The sequence below is a fragment of the Bullifex porci genome (genome assembly GCF_009695635.1).
Taxonomy (GTDB): domain Bacteria; phylum Spirochaetota; class Spirochaetia; order Sphaerochaetales; family Sphaerochaetaceae; genus Bullifex; species Bullifex porci.
In genome coordinates, this window is record NZ_VUNN01000004.1 from 34,123 (window position 1) to 56,621 (window position 22,499).

The 22,499-nt window shown below is 35.0% G+C and carries 22 protein-coding genes; 2 read left to right on the forward strand and 20 right to left on the reverse strand.

The window, feature by feature from the left end; translation table 11 throughout:
• Entirely contained in the window at nucleotides 1-1,065 is a 1,065-nt protein-coding gene (locus FYJ80_RS03320; RefSeq protein ID WP_154424708.1) for a GntR family transcriptional regulator, read from the forward strand.
• 46 nt (nucleotides 1,066-1,111) lie between these two features.
• Here FYJ80_RS03320 and FYJ80_RS03325 read toward each other — a convergent pair whose 3' ends face one another.
• From FYJ80_RS03325 to FYJ80_RS03400, 16 genes are all read right to left on the reverse strand, one after another.
• On the reverse strand, nucleotides 1,112-1,990 hold the full coding sequence (locus tag FYJ80_RS03325) for a DMT family transporter (protein ID WP_206360940.1): 879 nt from the start codon (nucleotides 1,988-1,990) through the stop codon (nucleotides 1,112-1,114).
• Nucleotides 1,991-2,156: 166 nt separating this feature from the next.
• The gene (locus FYJ80_RS03330) at nucleotides 2,157-3,368 is read right to left on the reverse strand and encodes an ATP-binding protein (RefSeq protein ID WP_154424710.1); all 1,212 of its coding nucleotides are present in this window, start codon (nucleotides 3,366-3,368) and stop codon (nucleotides 2,157-2,159) included.
• Nucleotides 3,369-3,555: 187 nt separating this feature from the next.
• The gene (locus FYJ80_RS03335) at nucleotides 3,556-4,965 is read right to left on the reverse strand and encodes an ATP-binding protein (protein WP_154424711.1); all 1,410 of its coding nucleotides are present in this window, start codon (nucleotides 4,963-4,965) and stop codon (nucleotides 3,556-3,558) included.
• A 62-nt stretch (nucleotides 4,966-5,027) separates the two neighbouring features.
• A complete protein-coding gene (locus FYJ80_RS03340) occupies nucleotides 5,028-5,612 on the reverse strand; it encodes a helix-turn-helix domain-containing protein (RefSeq protein WP_154424712.1) in 585 nt (194 codons plus the stop codon).
• Nucleotides 5,613-5,664: 52 nt separating this feature from the next.
• A complete protein-coding gene (locus FYJ80_RS03345) occupies nucleotides 5,665-6,777 on the reverse strand; it encodes a PTS transporter subunit EIIC (RefSeq protein WP_154424713.1) in 1,113 nt (370 codons plus the stop codon).
• A gap of 6 nt (nucleotides 6,778-6,783) precedes the next feature.
• Nucleotides 6,784-7,683, reverse strand: a complete 900-nt coding sequence (gene murQ, locus FYJ80_RS03350) for an N-acetylmuramic acid 6-phosphate etherase (protein ID WP_154424714.1) — start codon at nucleotides 7,681-7,683, stop codon at nucleotides 6,784-6,786.
• Complete coding sequence (locus FYJ80_RS03355) at nucleotides 7,676-8,569, reverse strand: N-acetylglucosamine kinase (protein WP_154424715.1); 894 nt, start codon at nucleotides 8,567-8,569, stop codon at nucleotides 7,676-7,678. The genes murQ and FYJ80_RS03355 overlap by 8 nt, the downstream gene beginning before the upstream one ends.
• 11 nt (nucleotides 8,570-8,580) lie before the next feature.
• Nucleotides 8,581-9,306: an alpha/beta hydrolase gene (locus FYJ80_RS03360; protein ID WP_154424716.1), complete on the reverse strand. Its 726-nt coding sequence runs from the start codon at nucleotides 9,304-9,306 to the stop codon at nucleotides 8,581-8,583.
• Between the two features lie 9 nt (nucleotides 9,307-9,315).
• Complete coding sequence (locus tag FYJ80_RS03365) at nucleotides 9,316-10,275, reverse strand: ABC transporter ATP-binding protein (RefSeq protein WP_154424717.1); 960 nt, start codon at nucleotides 10,273-10,275, stop codon at nucleotides 9,316-9,318.
• The gene (locus FYJ80_RS03370; RefSeq protein WP_154424718.1) at nucleotides 10,275-11,252 is read right to left on the reverse strand and encodes an ABC transporter ATP-binding protein; all 978 of its coding nucleotides are present in this window, start codon (nucleotides 11,250-11,252) and stop codon (nucleotides 10,275-10,277) included. The genes FYJ80_RS03365 and FYJ80_RS03370 overlap by 1 nt, the downstream gene beginning before the upstream one ends.
• Nucleotides 11,253-11,267: 15 nt before the next feature.
• On the reverse strand, nucleotides 11,268-12,146 hold the full coding sequence (locus FYJ80_RS03375; RefSeq protein WP_154424719.1) for an ABC transporter permease: 879 nt from the start codon (nucleotides 12,144-12,146) through the stop codon (nucleotides 11,268-11,270).
• A 9-nt stretch (nucleotides 12,147-12,155) separates the two neighbouring features.
• On the reverse strand, nucleotides 12,156-13,085 hold the full coding sequence (locus FYJ80_RS03380) for an ABC transporter permease (RefSeq protein ID WP_268878555.1): 930 nt from the start codon (nucleotides 13,083-13,085) through the stop codon (nucleotides 12,156-12,158).
• Nucleotides 13,086-13,153: 68 nt separating this feature from the next.
• The gene (locus tag FYJ80_RS03385) at nucleotides 13,154-14,677 is read right to left on the reverse strand and encodes an ABC transporter substrate-binding protein (RefSeq protein WP_154424721.1); all 1,524 of its coding nucleotides are present in this window, start codon (nucleotides 14,675-14,677) and stop codon (nucleotides 13,154-13,156) included.
• 20 nt (nucleotides 14,678-14,697) lie between these two features.
• Nucleotides 14,698-15,453 (reverse strand): alpha/beta hydrolase, encoded by a 756-nt coding sequence (locus FYJ80_RS03390; RefSeq protein ID WP_206360941.1) that lies wholly within the window; start codon nucleotides 15,451-15,453, stop codon nucleotides 14,698-14,700.
• Nucleotides 15,446-16,306, reverse strand: coding sequence for a MurR/RpiR family transcriptional regulator (locus FYJ80_RS03395; RefSeq protein ID WP_154424723.1), 861 nt, complete (start codon nucleotides 16,304-16,306; stop codon nucleotides 15,446-15,448). The genes FYJ80_RS03390 and FYJ80_RS03395 overlap by 8 nt, the downstream gene beginning before the upstream one ends.
• A 164-nt stretch (nucleotides 16,307-16,470) precedes the next feature.
• The gene (locus FYJ80_RS03400) at nucleotides 16,471-17,157 is read right to left on the reverse strand and encodes an alpha/beta fold hydrolase (protein ID WP_154424724.1); all 687 of its coding nucleotides are present in this window, start codon (nucleotides 17,155-17,157) and stop codon (nucleotides 16,471-16,473) included.
• A 226-nt stretch (nucleotides 17,158-17,383) separates the two neighbouring features.
• Between FYJ80_RS03400 and FYJ80_RS03405 the strand changes: the two genes are divergently transcribed.
• Nucleotides 17,384-18,175: an Rpn family recombination-promoting nuclease/putative transposase gene (locus FYJ80_RS03405; protein ID WP_154424725.1), complete on the forward strand. Its 792-nt coding sequence runs from the start codon at nucleotides 17,384-17,386 to the stop codon at nucleotides 18,173-18,175.
• 59 nt (nucleotides 18,176-18,234) lie between these two features.
• Here FYJ80_RS03405 and FYJ80_RS03410 read toward each other — a convergent pair whose 3' ends face one another.
• From FYJ80_RS03410 to FYJ80_RS03425, 4 genes are all read right to left on the reverse strand, one after another.
• Nucleotides 18,235-19,422 carry a M20 metallopeptidase family protein gene (locus FYJ80_RS03410; protein WP_154424726.1) on the reverse strand — a complete coding sequence of 396 codons (1,188 nt, stop codon included), beginning with the start codon at nucleotides 19,420-19,422 and terminating at the stop codon, nucleotides 18,235-18,237.
• Nucleotides 19,422-20,327: a MetQ/NlpA family ABC transporter substrate-binding protein gene (locus tag FYJ80_RS03415; RefSeq protein ID WP_154424727.1), complete on the reverse strand. Its 906-nt coding sequence runs from the start codon at nucleotides 20,325-20,327 to the stop codon at nucleotides 19,422-19,424. The genes FYJ80_RS03410 and FYJ80_RS03415 overlap by 1 nt, the downstream gene beginning before the upstream one ends.
• 250 nt (nucleotides 20,328-20,577) lie before the next feature.
• Nucleotides 20,578-21,297, reverse strand: coding sequence for a methionine ABC transporter permease (locus FYJ80_RS03420; RefSeq protein ID WP_154424728.1), 720 nt, complete (start codon nucleotides 21,295-21,297; stop codon nucleotides 20,578-20,580).
• Nucleotides 21,297-22,367 (reverse strand): methionine ABC transporter ATP-binding protein, encoded by a 1,071-nt coding sequence (locus tag FYJ80_RS03425; protein ID WP_154424729.1) that lies wholly within the window; start codon nucleotides 22,365-22,367, stop codon nucleotides 21,297-21,299. Before FYJ80_RS03425 ends, FYJ80_RS03420 begins: the two co-directional genes overlap by 1 nt.
• Nucleotides 22,368-22,499 lie beyond the last annotated feature (132 nt).

Below are 22,499 nucleotides of genomic sequence, written 5' to 3' on the forward strand. Positions count from 1 at the left end.
ATGCTCAAATATCAAATTGTAAAAAATACCTTATTAAATAAAATACAGAAAATGTCCCCAGGAGATCTTTTTCCTACTAGAAAAGAACTATTAGATGAGCTAAATGTAGCTAGAGCTACAATTGATAAAGCAATTGGTGAATTATGCAAAGATGGAGTTTTGGTTTCCAAAAAAGGTGATGGAACATATATTTCAGATAAAACGTCTGGTACAAATATTGAGTCTCAAAATTGGGGAGTGATTGTACCTGATATTACAGAGAGTATTTATAGCGGTATAGTGAGAGGAGCGGAAAACTATGCTCAAAAAGTCAATGCTAATATTATTTTATGTAATTCTGATAGTAAAATAGAAAAGCAGACAATGTATTTAGAGCGATTATTCTCTTCAGATGTTAAAGGAATTATTCTAGTTCCTGTTATTTCCAATAATATTTCAACAACTCTTGAATTGAATAAGATGCTTTCGAAGTCCCATATTCCATTTGTTTTTTGTAACAGAGGTGTTGATGGTATAGATGCACCACTCATTGCTTCAAATGATTTCTATGGAGCATATATTGCAACTAAGCATCTTTTAAAACAAGGATATAAAAGCCCTGCCTATATATCTAGAGAAAAGTACAAAACAAGTTCTGATAGATGCCAAGGATATCTCTCTGCGCTATTAGAAAAGAATATTACTGTAAATAGAAACTCAATAATTATTAAACTACAACAGGGAGAAGAAAAAGATAAAATACGAAACCTATTTGCCAATAAAGATATAGACTCTGTTTTCTGCTTTGATGATGCAATAGCTGAAGTATGTTACGATGTTGCAAAAGAGATGGGCAAATCTATTCCTAAAGATTTAGGAATTATTGGTTACAACAATACTGCACGTTGCAACTCACTTATTCCAACTCTTTCATCTGTATCATTTAGGAATGTTGAAATAGGAGAAAAGGCAGCAGAAGTTCTTTATAAAATAATAAAATCAGGATTACATTCTGAGTTTGAAACTTATTTGTTTCAACCAAATATAGAGGCAAGGGAAAGTACCGCAAGAGATAATTCAAATTAGTGAATTGATTTATATACTATACGATTTTAATAAACGCAAAATTATATTACTGCGCAATTACATAAGCACTCTTCTTATTGTAAAGATACAATGAGAAAGCTGCTAAAGAGATTATACAGTAACCAATAAGGCTATAGATATCAGGTAATTGAGATAAGAAAATAAATGCAAGTATTGCAACAAATATTACTTGGGTATATTCAAATATTGATATCGATTTACTTGGTGCTGCATTATATGCGGCAGTCATAGATATCTGTCCCATTGATCCTAATAGCGCTGACAAAATTAACAATAATAGCTGCTTTATCGTCATCACTTGAAAATCTAATATTGCTAATGGGAAAGTTACAATAGTACAAAATAGAGTAAAAAAGAAAACTATATAACAGCTTGGAACATTCTTTTGTCCAAGCTTTCTTATCAAAGTATATGCAACACTAGATAGTAGAGCATCTGTTAAACAAAGTAATGCTGGTAATGAGATTATAGTTGTCATTGTTGGTTTAACAACAAACACTGTACCGATTAGTGCTGTTAATATTGCGATGATATGTATACTTCCTATTTTCTCTTTCAATATTAAATAGGAGAAGAATATTGTAGAAAAAGGAGCTAACTTACCAAGGATTTTATAATCTGCAAGTTGCATTTTATCAATAGCAAAGAAAGCACATATTAGTCCAATAGCACCTGCAGTTGATCTCATTATTAGTAATTTCAGAGTTCCTTTAGATGGGATAAAGGAAATATGTTGCTTTCTTAAAAGGAGAATTGGATAAATTAGTGCAAAACAATTTCTAAAGAAACTCTTTTGCATGGCTGGCAGTTCACCAGCATATTGATAAAAAGATTCATAATAGCAAAACATAAAGAAGATGAATAATAATAAGCATGGAACAAGTGCAACAGCACAACCTGCCATCATTACACCATAGTCAATAAAATTTTTTTAGAAAACATTTATTAAAAAGCTAATTCAATATTTACATCTAAAAGCACCACTTAGATAAGAATCTTAAGTTTAGATTAATTTCTTATTTTTATATTGCCCTGTTAATTTATCATGGACAATAAATTGGTCAATACATCTATCCTTCCAGTAGCCATTTTATTATATTTTTATGAATAATGCCGTTCTGTGAAAAATCAAAATCATCGAGAGAAAGCACATACTTTGGATAGTTATCATTTACAGAATTGTATGCTCCAAACTCACGCTGTACAGTTTCTTCTGATGCAAGGAGATAACAGACTTGGTAATATTCAATTCCTTTTTCATTCTGAACATAAAAATCAATTTCTTGATTCTTTGTTTTACCAACAGTTACAAAGTAGCCCCTTCTAAGCAATTCAATGTAAACGATGTTTTCTAATATCTGGTTTATATCTTTTTGATTTTTCATGAAAAGACTTTCTCTAATTCCATGATCGGTTAAATAAATCTTTTCTTGAGTAGAAAGGATTTCATTACCTTTAAGATTTTGTCTAGGAACAAGGTATAGCAAACATGCTTCTTTGCAATATTCAAGATAATTATAAACTGTCTCAGTAGAAAGCGATTGCCTTTCATTTTTCAAATATTTTATCAAACTCGAAGAAGAAAAAGGGGTCCCAATATTTGCGATAAAAAAAGTAATAAGCACTTTAAACAATGCAACATCACGAATTTTATAACGGTAACATATATCTTTTAAAATAATTGAATTGAAAATATCATCTAGATATTGCTTTTTCTGTCCTTCATTAAATTTAAAATTGTAAAGAAAAGGGTACCCTCCTGTCTTTACGTAAATATCAAATGCTTCTTTTTGAGAAATATTTTCATAAAGTATTTTTAGGGCTTCAAAACTTTCTGCAAAGCTAAAGGGATACATTTTAATTTCAATGTAACGACCAGCAAGATAAGTTGAAAGCTCACTAGATAGTAACTTAGCATTTGAACCTGTAATATAAATATCACAGTTGAAATCTATTAGATATGAGTTTATAAGTTTTTCCCATCCATCAAGTTCCTGAATTTCATCAAAGAAAAGATATATTTTTTTACCACTAGAATTAACAGCAATTTCTTTTACGACATTAGATACAGTTTCTAAAGACTTCACTCGCTCATCTAGAAAAGATTCAAAGTTAAGCGATAAGATACACTCTGATTCTATGCCGTGGTTTAAAAGATATTCTTGAATCTGCTCCATCATAACAGACTTACCACAACGCCTTATTCCTGTGATTACTTTAACTAAAGGCTTATCGATAAATGGAATAATTTTTTCAAGATATGCTGAACGAATAATACTCATATTCTCAGTTTATTTCGATATATCGAAAAATACAATATATTTTATTATATTTTTTCGATATAATGAAAATTATTAGTTTTATTTAAGATTTATTCAGTTTGAAATATTCTTCAATGTAGGTTGCCTGCTCTAAGTGTATATAGAAATGTTATTTTTTTAAACTTATCTATTTGCCTAGTATTATTAATCAAAAGTCTTTTCCTTCAATTAATGTAATATTATTCTCTTTAGCAAACTCTCTTGCTTGTGTTGTATACCCACTCCAAGAGAAATACCAAATATGAATTACTGCATTATCCTTCTTTTTTAACAAACTAATATTTTTATTTAAATGCTTTTGTAAATCTGAATCATTTATAGCAGTATTATGGAATTTACATTCTGCACTTAAGATTTCTGATTTATCTTCATTTGTTGCAATAATATCAATTTCAAGATCTTTACTCCACCAACGTCCAATCTTAGTAAAAACAAAAGGCAGTTCACGCTTCTTATTTTTACTTCTTAACCATTCTATGCAGATATCTTCAAATGGAAAGGAAACAAAATTATTTAGTTGTGGTTCTACTATTACATCATAAATATTTTCATAGTCTCCAAATTCCAAAGCTGAATAGTTTGAAAAAACAAAGCGATACCAAAAGCGAAAAAATAAATCATGTAGCTTATAAATCCCACGTTGAATATTTTGTTTTTCCTTTTCAGTTGAAAGAACAGGGAACTCTCTAGTTAGTAAACCTAATTCAATTAAATTCTTCAAATAAACAGAAAGTTTTCCTTTTTCAATTAAAGTAGTATTTTGAATATCATTAAAAGAAGTTTTACCAGTTGCAATTGCTTGTATTATTGTATTATAAGTTGCTGGCTCTCTTAATTCTTGCCTTATTAAGAATTCAGGCTCTGAATATAGAATAGATCCTTTTTGAAGGATGTTTGAACAAATATTCTCCTTTAAAGTTTTAGCACTATCAAATTGATTAAGATAGTATGGAATACCTCCTAAAATTGAATATGCAATAACTCTATCTTTCTTACTCCAATTAGGGAAAAATAGTGATGCATCAGCAAAAGACATAGGTAACATCTTATATATTCCTGTTGCTCTTCCATATAGAGGGTTCTTCTCCGACAGTATTTCTTTTTCAATATAGCTCATTGCACTACCACACAAGATGAGCATTATATTTTGATTTTTTAATTCTGCATCCCATAGTTTTTGCAAAACAGATGGTATTTCTGAGTTACCTTTTACCATATAAGGGAATTCATCTATTACTATAATTTGTTTCTTTTCTTCAAGTTTTGGAAAATCTTTTATTGCTAAAAAAGCCTGCTCCCAAGAATTAAACTCAGAAATATATTTTGACTGAGGTAGATTATTAGATAAAAGTATAGAACTAAAATTCCTCAACTGATTATTATCTTCTGTTTGGGTACACGTAAAAAAAATAGCACCTTTATCTTTACAGAAATGTTTTATTGTCTCAGTTTTTCCAATACGTCGACGACCATAAATTATAACCAGTTGACCATTTTTCGATTCATATTTTTGTTCTAAAAAATCTAGTTCATTCTTTCGTGCTATAAATTTATTCATAAATATATATTATTTGTCAAATCACGATTTGTCAAATCTAGATTTGATAAAAATACTATTAGTTAAAATCTTTGCACTAATAAACCTTTTTTTGTGTCATAGAAATAAAATACCCCATGACGAGCAAAAGGGAAACGAACATTAACACCCCATTGAGGGTAAAGCTTTTTAATAATTAAGGTATCAGAGGAAACATATGCGATAAAGGATATATATCCATCCTTTTCCATTGAATGCTCTGCTGTAACTAATAACTCACCATCATTAGCTTCTACTGTTAGCTTCTCATCATCTAAAGCCTTAATAGCTTTTAACGCCTCAAGCTTTCTTGAACAGCATGAGAAATCACCTGCTTCTAAGCTAGTTATTATATTTCCACACTCAGGACAAACATAAAAATTTATATTTTTCATGTTTCCATTATTCATATCTCTTTCCTCCATTTCACCATTTAATAGAGCTAAGATATCTGTCTCAAAGACCTTTGAAAGATTTGGAAGAATTGATAAATCAGGCATTCCATTTCCACATTCCCACTTAGAAACTGCTTTATCACTTACACAAATTAAATCAGCAAGCTCTCTTTGTGTAAGGCCCTTTTCAATTCTTAATCTTCTTATTAATTCACCTGTCTTTGATACATCCATATCTTATTTCTCCTACAAAAATTAATATAAAGGAGTAATTAGGTATTATCAATCAACGCTTAGTAGAGTGCTCTTCTAAATCACTTGGCTTTAATATTATTAAAGAAAGAATAAAGCCTGCTGTAGCACTTATTATTAAGCCAAGTAGGTAGATAAATAGTGCATTAAAAGGTCCCTTTGGACCATCCATCATGAATAGAGCTAATATTCCTGATGGTCCCCACCCAGTTGATACTATATTAAAGCACTTAATTACAGCACCACCGATACCAGCTCCAAGGCATGATGCGATAAAGGCTTTTGGATGAGGAAGAGTTACTGTATAAATTAGAGGACCTGCAACACCCATTGTCCCTGGGATTGCAGCTGAGAAGGCTACATTTGATAGCTTTAGGTTATTTGCTTTTCTTGATAAAAACCAAATTCCTAAGCCCGCACCTACCTGGCCTGCACCTGCCATAGCAAATACAGGATATAATGTGATAAACCCATACTTTTCAAGCTGTATTGGATATAAGGCTATTATTCCATGCTGTAAGCCTGCAACATTAATGGGGAGGAATATTGCAGCACATATAAAGCCAACTACTATATTCATTACAATTGAGTCTGTAAAGCTAACCTTATCCATTAAAAAGCATAGAACAGATGAAATAGCACCTGAGATAGGCATTATAAATAATACATATGGAAGTACAGTTATTATTATTGCTAAAAGTGGTGTTAATACCATATCTAAGCTTGGTAGCATATGCTTTCTTAGAAATAGCTCCACCTTTGAAAGAATAAAGGAACCGATAAAGGCAGCAATTACACCTCCAGTTCCTTGGTATAGGATAGATGTAATATTTAAGAGTGATGATATTTGATCAATTTCACCTATGATCGTCATCATTCCCAGCATTCCACCTAAGATAGGAGTACCTCCAAACCTTTTGGTTGCAAGGTATCCTATCCAACAGGTTAAAAATGGAGTAAAGGAATTATTAATCAATAAAAGTAAATGATAAATAACACCAATACTTTTTACACTATCAATATCTGGATATATTTGGACTAATAGATTAGCAAAACCCATTGCTAATCCTGCAACAATAAATGCAGGTATAGTAGGATTAAATACATCTGCTAGTGCACTAAATACACCCTTTAATCTACCCTTCATGGTCTTTTATTTTATATCAAGAGCTCTTGAAATATGGCCCTCTGCCTTATTAAGTAAAGCAACTGCCTCATCTTTATTACTATTAGTTAATACCATTACAATAGCAGTCTTAACATGTCCATCTGCTTGCTCAAGGACCTTCTTAGCCATCTCTCTCTCGATACCAGTTACCTCCATTAGGATGTTCTGCGCTCTAACCTTAAGCTTCTCATTAGTTTGCATTACATCTACCATTAGGTTCTCATAGCACTTACCTATTCCAACCATAGAAGCAGTACTGATCATATTAAGAATTAGCTTTTGGGCTGTTCCTGCCTTTAAGCGTGTAGACCCTGTTAATACCTCAGGTCCTACAACTACTTCGATTCTTTTTTTTGCTATCTTTCCAATTTCAGAACCAACATTACATGAAATAGAAGCTGTATTACACCCAATTGAATTAGCATATTGTAAGCCACCTATAACATATGGGGTTCTTCCACTAGCTGCAATTCCAATAACTACATCGTTATTTGTAAGATTATGGTCAATTAAATCCTGCTTTCCGAGCTCAACACTATCTTCAGCACCCTCAATAGCCTTAATAAAAGCCTTCTCACCACCAGCTATTAAGCCAACTACCATATTAGGTGAAACACCAAATGTTGGAGGGCATTCAGCTGCATCAAGAACTCCTAAACGACCAGAGGTTCCAGCTCCCATGTAGATTATTCTTCCACCCTTCGATAGGCCAGCTACACACCAATCAACGACCTCTGCAATTTGAGGAAGCACCTCTTTAATTGCCTTTGGAACATTAGCATCCTCTCTATTCATCTGACTTACAATCTCAAGTGAAGTCATTTTGCTTAAGCCCATTGTGTTTTTATTTCTTGTCTCTGTAGTCATGTGAGAGAGATCAATCATTTTTAGCTCCTTTCTTTGAAAGCATTAATGCACCTGTTGCTGCATCATGAATATTATCGCGATAACAAATTGCACTATCTATAGAGTTAATTGTCTTAATAAGGGCACTTCTAAATGGAGTATCCTTGTCAATTAAGCCACCAAAGAAGGATACATAAGCACTTTCTAGCTTTAGCTTCTTTCTAACACCAGAAAGAGCTAGAGCAAGTGCTTTAGCATTCTCCTCTATAATAGATATTGCAACCTCATCATTTTGTTTATATGCAATATCAACTATTGGTGATATCGCTGCTATAGTAGCTTTATCACCTGAATATATATACTTTATTATTTCTTCTCTACTAGTAAGACCAAATTTTTCAGCAAGAAGAGTAGTTAAAACTGTCTTTTTTCCATAGCCATCTAAATCTCTAGCTACATACTTAACAATATCGCGTCCTAGCGCATAAGCACTACCCTCATCACCTATAATATGGCCCCAGCCACCAGTTCGCTCAATTACTCCATTCTCTCCCTTCCCAAAGCAAATAGAGCCAGTACCTGCAATAACCGCAAGCCCTGGTCCGCCATTATGAGCACCCTCTAAAGCTATTATGTGGTCACCTACTAGCTCAAAAGGGATATTAGCATTTGCAAACTTTTCCTCACAAATACTCCTCATAAGGCTATTACTAACTCCCGCAGCACCTATCGTAAGGTATAAGCATCTACCATATTTATTTAGAACACTTATAACCTCATCAATTAGAGCTCTAAAGCCTTCCTCTTTGATACTGTTAATGTTAAAAGCACCAAGCTTTACTTTATCAATAACATTACCATTTGTCTCGCCAATTAAGATAGTTGTCTTTGTACCACCACCATCAATTCCTGCGATAAAATCCATATTAGAAATCCTTATTTAAAGAAGTGGTCAAATGCTTTCTTTACAGCAGCATCCCAGAAAATCCAATTATGCTCACCAGACCAATGCTCATATGTAACATCGACACCCTTAAGCTTTAGAGCATCTCTCATCTTCTCACTATGAATGATTCTAGGATCCTCATCACCACAAGCAAGATAGATATGAGGAATATCACTATTTTTCTCTAAGAGCTTAAATAAATTACTCTCCTCTGGGATATCATTTCCAAAGATAGCCTTATACTCCTTCTTTCTTCCATCATTACTTGAATATACTGTTGTTTCGATATCAGCAACAGAAGAAAATGCTGCACACCCTTGGTAGCACTTAGGTGTAGAGAGGGCACACTTTAAAGCACCATACCCTCCCATTGAGAGCCCCATAACATATCTATTTTCACGTTTATCTGAAAAACCAAAGAAGTTTTCGCAAATAGTATGAAGCTCACAATTGATAAACTTAAAGTAATCAAGGCCAAGAGCCATATCAGCATAGAAGCTACGCTGTACCTCTGGAATAACTAAGGCGATATCCTTTTCTCTAGCGTACCTCTCAACAGCTGTATATCTAGACCACCCTGAGCAGTTATCGGCTAAGCCATGAAGTAAGTAAACTACCTTAGTGTTATCAAGCTTTTTCTGTTCAGGGAGAATTACTGTCATGGATGTATTCATATCCATGACCTCTGATCTGAAATCAACACGTAAATGAGCCATAATATATCCTTATTTTGCACCCATAGTACAGGTTGCGAAGTGTCCTGGTGCAACTTCCTTTAATACAGGATCTTGCTTACACTTCTCACTTGCAAATGGACAACGCTTAGCGAATCTACAACCAGGTTCTGGATTAATTGGGCTTGTAACCTCACCCTTTAATGTAACCTTCTCTCTATTTCTTCTAGAAAGATCGATTGTAGGAATAGCATTTAATAAAGCTCTAGTGTATGGATGGAGTGGACTCTTAAATAGCTCGTCTGAGGTTGCAAGCTCAATAACTTGGCCCATGTACATTACCATAATCTGATCACTAATGTGCTTTACTACAGCGAGGTCATGAGTGATAAACATATAGCTTAAGCCCTTATTATCCTGTAAATCCATAAGTAGATTTAGAATCTGAGCTTGAATTGATACATCAAGAGCTGATACAGGTTCATCACAAACTAAAAACTTTGGCTCTAATATCATTGCTCTAGCAAGACCAACACGCTGTCTTAAGCCACCATCTAATTCATGTGGATATAAGTTTGCATGGTTAGAAGGAAGTCCACATAGCTCCATTATTCTATCTGCCTTCTCCCTCTTTTCAGCCTTTGAAAGCTTTTCACCAGTACCAACTACCTCAAGAGGCTCCATGATTAAAGCGCGTACACTCATTCTAGGGTCTAGAGATGAATATGGATCTTGGAAGATCATCTGCATATTTCTCTGAACCTTATGCATCTCACGCTTCTTATACTCAAGGATATTTTCACCATTATATAAAACTTGACCGGAGGTAGCTTCATGAAGACGTAAAATTGTTCTTCCTAAGGTTGATTTTCCACATCCTGATTCACCTACAACTCCAAGAGTTTTACCTTCAAAAATCTTAAAGTTTACATCCTCTACAGCATGTAAGAGGCCACGTGGTGTCTTAAAGTATTTTTTAACATTTACTGCTTCAACTAAAGGTGTGCTCATCAAATGCCCTCCTTACTAAATAAATGACAGAGAATACCATGGTCATTTTCATAAACCATTGGAGGAGGAGTTGTCTTACACTTTTCACTTGCATGTGGACAACGCTCTGCAAAGCAACAGCCCTGAACCTTTATTCTAGGGTCACCCATACGTCCAGCTATAGGACTTAAGCGAGTAGCTGTAGATGTTAAATCTGGAATACAGTTAATTAAGCCCTTTGTATATGGATGGTTATTTCCCTCTCCAAAGATATCCTCAACCTTTCCAATTTCAACTACTCTACCACCATATACAACTGCAACAGCATCACAGAATTCAGCAACAACACCAAGATCGTGAGTAATTAAAATTACTGCAGAGTTAAACTTCTCCTTTAACTCCTTCATAAGCTCCAAAATTTGGGCCTGGATGGTAACATCAAGAGCGGTAGTAGGTTCATCTGCAAGTAGTAGCTCAGGCTCTGAAATAAGTGCCATAGCAATAACAATACGCTGCTTCATACCACCAGAAAATTGGTGAGGGTACTCAATCTTTCTCTCTGCTGGGATACCAACTAAACGGAAGATTTCATCTACCTTTTGGTTTTTCTCATCCTTCGATAAATTAGGGAAGTGGAGATTTAAAACCTCAAGAACCTGGTCTCCTACACTCTTTACAGGATTTAAGCTTGTCATAGGATCCTGGAAGATCATAGAGATCTTTCTGCCTCTCAAGCCAAGCATATAGCTCTCAGGCTTATCAAGAAGCTCATCACCCTCATAGATAATAGAGCCAGATGTAATCTTTCCAATCTTCTTTGGAAGTAGGCGTAAAATTGAAAGAGCAAGGGTTGTTTTACCAGCACCTGTTTCTCCTACTAATCCAATTTTCTCGCCTCTTTTAACATTCAAAGAAAAGTCATTGAGCGCATATACAATCGCATCATCGGTAATATATTCTACATTTAGTTTTTCAATCTGAAGTAGATCATCATTCATCTTATTTTCCCTTTATCAGTTCTTGCTCTTTGGGTCAAAGGCATCTCTTAAACCATCACCAATGAAGTTAACAGCCATAACAGTAAACATAATACATAGACCAGGAATAAGACCGAGGTATGGATAATATCTAATGTTAATCTTATTTTCACTGATGATAGTACCCCATTCAGGAGTTGGAGAAGCAACACCAAGTCCAAGATATCCCATTGAGGAGATACTTAAGATTACAGCACCAAGAGTTAGTGTTGCTGCAACAACGATTGGTCCAATACCATTAGGAAGGATGTGCTTTAAAATTATTCTCATAGAGGAAGAGCCGTAGCACTTTGCAGCCTCTACATACTCCATGTTTCTAAGAGTTAATACAGATGAACGTACTGTTCTAGCAAAACGTGGAATTTGAGCAATAGCAAGCGCAACTACTAGGTTAAATACACCATTGCCTAGGGCTGTAATGATTGCCATAGCTAAAAGTGCTGGTGGAACAGCCATTAGCGCATCTACTATACGCATTAATATGGTATCAACCTTACCACCGATAAAGCCTGCGATACCACCTATGATTGCACCAAAGACAAAGGCTATAGCAATAATCGCGATACCACATAGTAGCGATATTCTACCGCCATATAGGACTCGGGCAAGCATGTCTCTTCCTAATTCATCTGTACCAAAGATATGCTCAACACTTGGGCCTTGGAGCTTTTGTCTAACATTTTGTTCAATAACTTTCTCATATGGGATAAATACTGGAGCTAGTAATGTAACTATGATGATAGCAGAAAGCATAGCGACACCAAGCATTGCAAGCTTATTCTTTTTAAACCTGTAACCGATAAGCTCCCATGAGCTATATTCTGATAGTGGCTTTTTATTCTTTTTCTTCAACATATTAATCCCCTATGAAGCAAAGTCGATACGTGGATCAACAATCGCACAAATTAAGTCAACTATGAGGTTGATAATACCAACAATTATAGTAACGAAGATAATTACACCCATTACTACAGGTACATCACGGCTCTTAACGGCATTTACAAGCATTACTCCAATACCAGGAATAGCAAAGATGTTTTCAGTTACGATAGCACCACCGATACCGCCTGCAAAGCTAATACCAATTTGGGTAATAACTGGAATTAAGCTATTTCTTATTGCATGGTGGTAGAGTACCTTTTTCTCATCTGCACCCTTAGCACGAGCAGTTCTGATGTAATCCATCTTAATTACATCGAGCATACTAGTTCGGCTCATTCTTATCATAGTTGCAAGGGAGGATGCACCTAAAATAATAGATGGCAAAATAAAGTGCTTCCAAGAGCCAACACCCGATACAGGAAGCCATCGCAGCGTTAGACAGAAGAATATTTGGCATAGCGTACCTAGCCAAAAGGCAGGCATTGAGGCAAGTAGCATTACTAAGAAGGTGCTACCATAGTCTAACAGGCTATGCTCCTTTACTGCAGATGCAATTCCAAGAGGAATTCCAAAGCCAACAGCAAATAGGACTGAAAGAGTTGTAACGAGAAGTGTATATGGAAGTCTTCTTGCAAATTCAGGAAGAATTTCATATCCACTTGTCCATGATGAGCCGAAATCTAGACGGCAAGCATCAAACATATATCTAACATATCTTATCAACAAAGGTTGATCGAGATTGAGTTCATGTTTAAGTTCAGCAATCTGCTCAGCAGTTGCTTCATCTCCTAAGATTGATTTAACAACATCTCCAGGAGCAAATGATAATATTACGAAAAGGACAAAGGTAACGGCTATGATTACAGGGATAAGCATCAATAACCTTTTCAATGCGTATTTAAGCCAGTTCAATGTTTAATTCCTTATAATGAAAAACTTTTGATTTGTGGGGGAAGATTCCCCCACAAAGACCAATTAACTTATTTCCAGTACCAATATCTGAAGAGGTAGTAGTTAAGACAGTGAGCACCTACTCCGCCTAAGTCAGCGTTATAAGCGATAGTTGTAATTCCATTGTAGAGAGGAACCATGTATGCCTCATCTGTGATGATGTTACAGATTTCTGTGTAGTAAGGAAGACGTGCATCGCCCTGAGCTGAACATCCCTTCTGTGAAAGCTGATAAATCTCTGGAGCTCTTGGGTAGCTTACGCTTTCTGCAAATCTAGTTGGCTTGAAGAATCCGGCAATAGCATCTGCATCAGGAATTGATGAGAGGTTATCACAGAGGTAACCATCAAAGTCACGAGAACCATCGCGGCTTCTTAATGTTGTGTTATCAACAGCATCAACCTTACAGTTAATACCAACAGCCATGAGCTGAGCCTGGATTACCTTAGCAGCTGTTTCATAGTTTGTACCAGCCTGAACGAGGATACCAAACTCTTCATTCTTGTAGCCAGAAGCTGCGAGATACTGCTTAGCCTTCTCTACATCCTTAGTTACAATGTGTAAGCCAGAAGTTGGGTGACCTGTATACATTGGGCAGAGGTCAACATCAATAAGAGTTGCTGCACCATTGTTTACTGCGATATTAACTTCTTCCTTATCGATTGCAGCCTGAACAGCCTTTCTGAAATTAATGTCACTTGTGATACCATTTCTTGCATTTAAGTAAAGTGTAATTCTACCAGTTGAAGAAGCAACACTTGTGTTAATCTTAGGATCCTTTTCAAATCTTGTTACCATCTCAATAGAAGGGTTACCCATTACATCATAGTCACCATTCTGGAGGCCAAGAATCATTGTGTTAGGGTCAGCTACGAGCTCAATTTGAATAGTCTTAACAGCTGGAGCACCTCTCCAGTGTTCTTCGTTAGCTTCCAATGTGATGTAGTCGTTAGCTGCATAAGCTGTGAGCTTATATGGGCCTGTTCCAACTGGTGCATTCTGATAACCTTCATCACCAACCTCTTCCCAATAGCTCTTACAAGCAACGCCACCAACACGAGATGCAACACAATATGGGAATGCTGCATATGGAGCTGAGAGTTCAACTTCAACAGTATAAGGATCTACGATACGACACTCTTTGTAGTTAATCAAAAGAGGTCCACCAAGAGGTCCCTGAGAACCTTTATCTAATGAGAACTTAACATCTTCAGCTGTCATTTCTCTTCCATTTGTAAACTTAACACCCTTTCTCAAGTGGAAAGTATAGATAGTACCATCAGCACTAAGATCATAGCTTTCAGCTAATGCATTTGAGAGGGAACCATCGTTTTCAAGGCAGAGCAAGTTATCGTATACGTTAGCGAGTACGATGTTATCATCGCCACCACAGCCTGCACTTGTTAAGTGGAAGAAACGATAAGGGTTTCCAGCTACTGTGAAAGTAACCTTGGTTTTATCTGCTGTTGAAGCAGAGGCGGATTCACTTGCACCGCCTGCAAATACAGGAACCATCAATACTACTAATAAAGCGAATACTAATAGTTTTTTCATCTTGGTATCTCCTTTTTCTATTAAAGACAGTTTTTAATCCAATCACAAGCTAGGTCAAACCAGCTAGAAGCATGGTTATTTACGTCTTCCTCTCTTTCAGCAGTAATATCTGTTGCGAGAGAAAGCGCATGAGGACCCTTCTCATATATATGAAGCTCAAAGGCTATATTATTTTTTCTTAAAGCAGAGGCAAAAATTAAAGAGTTTTCAACTGGAACCTTCTCATCCTCAAAGGTATGCCAAATAAAGAATTTTGGAGTTTGGCTATCTACTCTATCCTCTAAGCTAACCCAAGAGCGAAGTGCTTCATCATTCCCGCATAAATTATCGAGTGTAATTTTATTTTCAAATCTTCTCGAAATTAATACTGGATAGGAAAGCACACAGCCATTAGGACGACAATCATATTCCTTAATTCTTTCTTCCTTATTAAATAGAGTTGCAACTGAAGCAGCTAAATGCCCACCTGCACTAAAGCCACATAAAAAAACCTTTTCATACCCAAGCGTTTTTTTGATATAGTCGATTGCTTTAGCAGTCTCAATAAGTTGCTTAGGATAGAGATCTCCTTTATTGGTACTGTATTGTAAAACAGCTGCATCAAACCCTCTAGAGAGGAAATTATATGCAATATCCTCTCCTTCCCTAGGGTTACAGAAGAAATATCCACCACCAGGAATAACTAATACTATTGACTCTTTCTTTGCTCTTTCATGAAGGTAAAGATCGATATATGGGATATTATTTTCAGATTGAAGATAAATTCTTTTATTCATCCTTTCCTCCTGAAGCAACATTTCTCCAAGTTTCCTTTAATGTTGCCAATGCACTAGTAGAATTACTATTGATAAGCATTTGATAGAGTATATCAACAACTATTAGCATTTGAAGTCTTGATACAGTTGCACCATCTCTAAAGATAGCTTCAGAAGGAGCAACAGGAATGTGATAGTTAGCACTGTTCGCTATAGGGTTGCTTCCGGCTCTAGTAATTGCAATAACTGTTGCACCCTTTTCCTTAGCAATAGATACTATACTCTTTATCTCTGATTTCATACCTGAGTATGAAAAGGCAATTACGAGGTCTCTTGAATCAAAGGAGGTAACCTGTACTTTAGCTAAGTCAAAATCATCATCACAATTTGATAGAATACCTATTCTAACAAGCTTTTGATGGAAGTCCTTAGCAACAACTCCACTTGCTCCAACACCACATATTAATATATGTCTACTATTCTTAATTGCAGAAACAACGCTCTCTAAAGTATCGTTATTGAGAAACTTATTAAGATTATGTATAGATGAAATAGCATTATTCATTACATTAGAAATAATGCCATCGGTTGTTTCCATTGATTTTGATTCATCACTCTCAATAGAGCCAATATTTACTTCCTCATCCTTTGCAGCTCGTGCAATTAAGAGCTTTAGCTCTTGGAAGCCTGAAATATTCATTCTTTTACAAAATCTAGTAACAGTTGCAGGAGAGGTCTTGATGTGCTCTGCGTATTCAATAATTGTAGATGATAATAATAATCCTGGATCGCGAATGATAGCATTAGCAACCTCTAGCTCTTTAGAGGAGAAGTAATCTCTATTATTCATTATCTTCAGCAGGATTCCATTCATATATTATACCTTAAATCCACATTCTTCAGCTGTCAACGAAAATTTTTTTCAATTTTTACTGAAAATTTATTTCAATTTGTTCAAGGTTAGAACAAACATACATTTCCTCTACTTAATAAGGGAAATAGAAAAATTCCTGTAAATAATAAGAAAAAGAGATTTCTTTATAAATTTTGGTTAATAAAAGTAGTAATAGCATCAACACTTATATCCTGCTGTTCTTCTGCAGATATAGTTGCTTCAAGATCACCCTTTTGAAATCCATAGTTACCAAATTGAGCGTGGTTTCCACCTTCAATTTCAACTATATTTTTAGTGTAATTAATTTTATCCTCTACACTTTGGTTTAAAGATCCATATATTGTTAATGTTCTTTCTTCTGGGTAATCACCATAAATGTATGAGCCAAGAAGTATTAAGCCTTCAACCTTTTCTTGGTTTTTTGCAGCATAACTTGATGCCATAGCACCACCCATAGAGTGACCTGCAATATACCAATACTTTATATCACTATTATCTTTAATTATTTTATCTGCAGCATTGCTGTTAAATATTGCCATATTAAAAGGCATCTTAACTAAGACAGTAGTAAAACCCTTATCTCTTAGCTTTGATAAAATTGGTAAATAGCTTTCAGCTTCGACCTTTGCTCCTGGATAAAATATTATGCCAATCTCACTATTTCCCTTTAAAATGATACTATCTTTACTTACAATAATATTTTCTTCATCTAAAACCTTTAGAGCGTCAGTTTCTGCATGGTAATAATCATTTACATATAATGTAAAAGCAACTCCTATTATTAGAACTAATAGTAGTAGCAATAATATTATTTTTTCTTTCTTCTTCATTTTTATCTCCAACTAATATTAACACCTAATAGTAAGAACAAAGGAAATAATTAGCTGTATTTCTCAAATTTACGAAAATTTAAAAGTTTTTTTGTATTACTAGTAGGAGGTAATAAAAAAAGAGAGAGTAAATTCTCGTTATACTTTCTCGCCAAATACTATATTTTCAAAAAGGATAACAATTTTGATAATAAAAACAAAATATACAAATGAAGAAAGGGAAATTGTGAAGGAATTAAGGCCAATTGATGACACCTTATTTCGAACAATGGCTAAGGGTAATATTATTCTTGTAGAGCATATCGTCAGATTATCTTTAAATAGAGATGATATAAAAATTTTAAGTGTAAATACTCAAGATGATATTCACCTCTTTAAAGATAGTCACTCTGTCATACTAGACTGCCTTGCAGTTGATAGTGAGGGTAATTTATATAACATAGAGGTACAAGCAACTAACACGGGTAATTTGAGAAAGCGAGCAAGGTATATATCATCAGCAATAGATGTTAAATATACTTTGGAAGCTGGAGAAAAGGACTATAACAAAATAAAAGACCAAATTGTTATATTCTTAATGGAGGATGATATCTTTGATAAAGGAAAGCAGTTATATGAATTTAAGAGGTATGATGACCAATCGAAGTTGTCACTTGATGATGGGAGCCGTATAATTTATATAAATGCAAAGAATAAAGGCAGAAAAGAATTAGACAATTTAATGCAAAGCCTTATATCAAGTGATTATAAGACAATGAAAGACGATGTAATTAAGGAGTGTGCTATGTATTATAAGACAAGTGAAATTGGTGAAGACGAAGTTTGTGAAGCTATGCGTGAGTATGCTGCAAAATCATTTGATTCTGGTATGGCTAAGGGGGTAGCTAAGGGTAAAACTGAAATTTTATTAGATTTTGTTAATAAAGGTGCTATTACCTTAGACTATGCAATTGAAAACTCCGGCTTACCTAAAGAAGAATTCTTATCTATAGCAGAAACCTTAGGGTATAAGCTTTAATTAAGTTATCTTAACAAGCATGATAGTGATAGAAATATCACTATATGCTTGTATTAAAATTAAATATTATCGTTTAAATAATCTAAAGCATATGCAACATGCAATTGTGTTGCAACCTCGAGACACCTTTCATCAATATCAAAAGATGAGTCGTGATGGGCTAAAGTTGTTTCCTTAATATTAGGATTACCAGAACCTACATATGCATAACAGCCAGGAACCTCAATATTAAACTCTGCAAAATCATCACCACCAAGAGAATACTTACGATTAGTAATTACATTATCACTGCCAAATAGCTTTGTAGCTACTAATTGAACCTCATGGGTAGGTACTTCAGGATTAATAAGAGGAGCAGTAAAATCTTGATACTCAATAGAAGCTTCACCACCATATATCTTAGCAGTATTTTCAGCCAAAGCCTTTAGCTCTGCTTTAACCTGGCTTCTAATTTCAGGGTACATTACTCTGATAGTTCCCTCTAAAACAGCCTCACCCGCAACAATATTGTATGCAGTTCCAGCTACTATCTTACCGATACCGATAATAACTGAGTCTGTTGGATTAGTCCTTCTTGTAACTAATCCTTGTGCCCCTACTGTTATCATAGATGCTATATAAACAGCATCAATTCCTAGCTCAGGTGTTGATACATGAGCGCAAGATCCATTTACCTTTATCTTAAAGTAGTCAACAGAAGCATTATTAGGACCAGCAGTTGCAGAAACTTTTCCACATTCAATATTTGAAGCTAAGTGAATGCCAAAGCAACGATCACCTTTAACTAAACCCTCATTAACAAAGATATTAGCGCCATAACCTATTTCCTCTGCCTGCTGGAAGCAAAAGGCTATTGAGCCTTTTATATCATCCTTATGATTTACAAGGATTTTTGCAGCACCCAAAAGTGCAGCAGTATGAGCATCATGTCCACATGCATGCATCTTTCCATCATTTACACTTTTATATGGACACTCATGAGTCTCTGTTATTGGAAGAGCATCGATATCAGCACGTAATATTAATGCCTTACCAGGCTTTGTACCCTCTAATAGTGCATATACACCTGTTTCTCCAACTCTTCTTGTGTTAAGCCCAAGCTTATGAAGCTCCTCTTCAATAAACTTTGCTGTTTCATACTCTTCTCTAGGGAGCTCAGGATGGGTATGCAAATAACGACGAAGAGAGACCAATTGGTCCCTCTCCTGTGAAACTTCTTTTTTTATTGTTTCAATTGAATAACTCATTAGTTCTTTCCTGCAAGTTCTTTAAGAGCATCAACGCTAGTTACTTTCTTTGAGTAAAGTGAAAGTGGAGCAATTAATGTATCACCGATTGCTTCAATCTTATATCCGTTAGCATTTATTTCCTTGTTTAAGTAAGCTTTATGCTGGAAAGCATTGAGGTTAATATCACCGTTATTTAATGCTTCATTAGGAAGGTTATAAGCATCAAATTCAACACGTTCGATGTAGATATTCTCTCCTCTTTCATCCAATATCTTCTGTACTGCATTCCAGTACTCATTAGCAGCACCACAAACACCAACCTTAACAATTGTCTTACCTGCTGATGATGAAACATAGTTATCAACTACATCAAGAACATCTGGATATTGTACTGTAGCGCTATCATATTTAAATGCTGGGAAGTAAGCTTCCTTATATTTTGCAAGGAGGTACTCTGCAACAAGTTCTGTCTGGTATGCAGAAATAATCTTCTTATAAACAGGATTATCTTTTTCACTTGAGCGAGCTACGATGATATTTACAAATGGATTATTACCACCCTCATCCTGTGTCTCAATTAAGATAGCATCCTTAGAAGGAACTAAGCCCGCTGATGTGGCATATGTTCCGTTAATTGTTGAGGCACCAAAGTCATCGAGTGTTGAGAAAAGTGTGTTTGCTGTTGTTGGTACAATTTCAATATTGTAGATGTACTTTGTTACATCCTTAATCTCAGGTGAGTAGCCAACAGCTGGATCAACTTCGATTAAGCCCGCTGTTTCAAGGAGCTTAATTGCTCTTGCTTGGTTTGTTGCATCATCAGGAACACCGATTTTTAATGCAGCCTTTTCAGAAGCGCCACCAGCAAAAGCTGAAGTTACGATTAATAAAGAGATAAGTGCAAAAGCTATAAGTTTTTTCATTTTATTTTTCCTTTTAAAAGTGCATAATTATGCACTGAATATACATAAATATATAACAGTCAATAATGACATCCAAAAAGCCTAAAATAATAATGTAAAGTGATTTTATAAAAGAAGATATTATGCCCAGAGGGGCATCATCATAGAGAGCATGCACATGTATGACATTGTTGAATTCTTATAATTATTCATTGTTGCCCTCCTATGAAAGATGTCCAAATGGTACCACTAAACGAATATTTATGCAATATTAGATATTATCTTTTTTGTAAATTTTATGTATAAAGGTTCTATTTGTTGTTTTCTTTGCTACAAATGAACCAATGGCTTGGATTATACAAACTGCGACAAGAAGTACTACAACACAAACATTAACGATATCAGGGTGTCCTTGACCTTGACCATAGTTAATTGCAAAGGAACCAATACCACCAGCACCTACTGCACCAGCCATTGTAGTTAGCCCAACTAAGCTAATAGCTGTAATTGTAGTTACTCTAGCAAGCTCAGGAACTGCCTCATGAAGATAAACTCTAAATATAAGACCAAATATTCCCGAACCCATTGCTCTAGCAGCCTCTATCTTTCCAGGTGAAACATTTGCTAAAGCTGTTTCTACCTGTCGAGAGAAGAAAGGTACTGTACCAAAAATTAAAGGAATTACTGCACCTCTTACGCCAATAGCTGTTCCAACAATTAAGCGTGTAAAAGGAATTAAGAAAATTAGTAATATTACAAATGGAATAGCTCGAAAAATATTGATAATAGTATCAATTATTCTAAAAATAACTGTATTTTGTTTAATACCACCCTTCTTTGTAATAGTAAGAACCACACCAAAGAAGATACCTAAAATAAATGATATGATACCTGGAATTAAAAATAGAGACCAAGTATCTAATAAGCTTTGGATGAAACGTGTTCTATATGCCCAAATATTTGGAGCTACTGTTTTAATAAAATTTTCCATCAAACTGCCTCCACTCTTACCTTTGTAGCACTAAGATATGTAAGTGCTGCATCTATTGCTTTATCCTCTCCTGAGAGCTTTACAATCATGGCACCAATAGTTTGGTCTCCGATTGCTTCAACATTTGCGAGGATAATATTAAAGTCGACATTAAACTTTCTTGAAACCTCAGAGATAACAGGATTATTAACACTCTTATCAAAGACTAAGCGATAGAGTCTACTCTCTCCTGCTTGTGATTTAACAAGAGGGGAATCCTTCTTAACAAGTTCATCAACCTTTGAGAGAGATGATGTTGAGTTAACAAACTTGCGTGTAATAGGCTGCTTTGGGTTAGAGAAGATATCATATACTCTTCCTTCTTCAACTACCTTACCCTTCTCCATTACAGCTACACGGTCACAAATAGATTTAATAACACCCATTTCATGTGTGATAACAACAATTGTTACTCCTAACTTCTTATTTAAATCCTTTAAAAGGTTAAGAATAGATTCTGTAGCATCGGGATCAAGAGCACTAGTTGCTTCATCGGAAAGTAAAATCTTAGGGTTATTAGCAAGAGCTCTTGCAATTGCAACTCTCTGCTTTTGACCACCTGAAAGCTCACATGGATAAGCATTTACCTTTGACTCAAGGCCAACTAGCTCAAGAAGCTCAAATACTCTATCGTGAATTTCTTTTTTACTCTTTCCTGTATATTTTAGTGGATATGCAATATTATCAAATACATTTGATCTATCAAGAAGATTAAAGTGCTGGAAGATCATACCAATTGAGCTTCTAAGCTTATTTAAGCTCTTTTCAGAAAGTCTTGTTTTCTCTCCATCCTTAACTAGAAAAAGCTTTTCATTATCAATTTCAATCCTTGTTCCATCGATAGTAACAGCACCTATATCAGGAGTCTCTAAGAAGTTAATACATCTAACTAATGTAGACTTACCTGCTCCGGAGTAACCAATAACTCCATAGGTCTCTCCCTTTTCAATCTTTAGAGACACATCCTTAAGTGCTTCTACAGTACCGGCCTTAGTCCTAAAGATTTTAGTCACATTCTCAATCTCAATCATCTAATCCTCACAAAAAAAATGGAGAGCTCCTAGGCTCTCCGTTATCCGTTTTTATTTACTTGCTTATCACAGACAGGAAAAGCCCTCGGTTTTATCCAGGGACATCATCATAGACATGCACATGTAAAATCT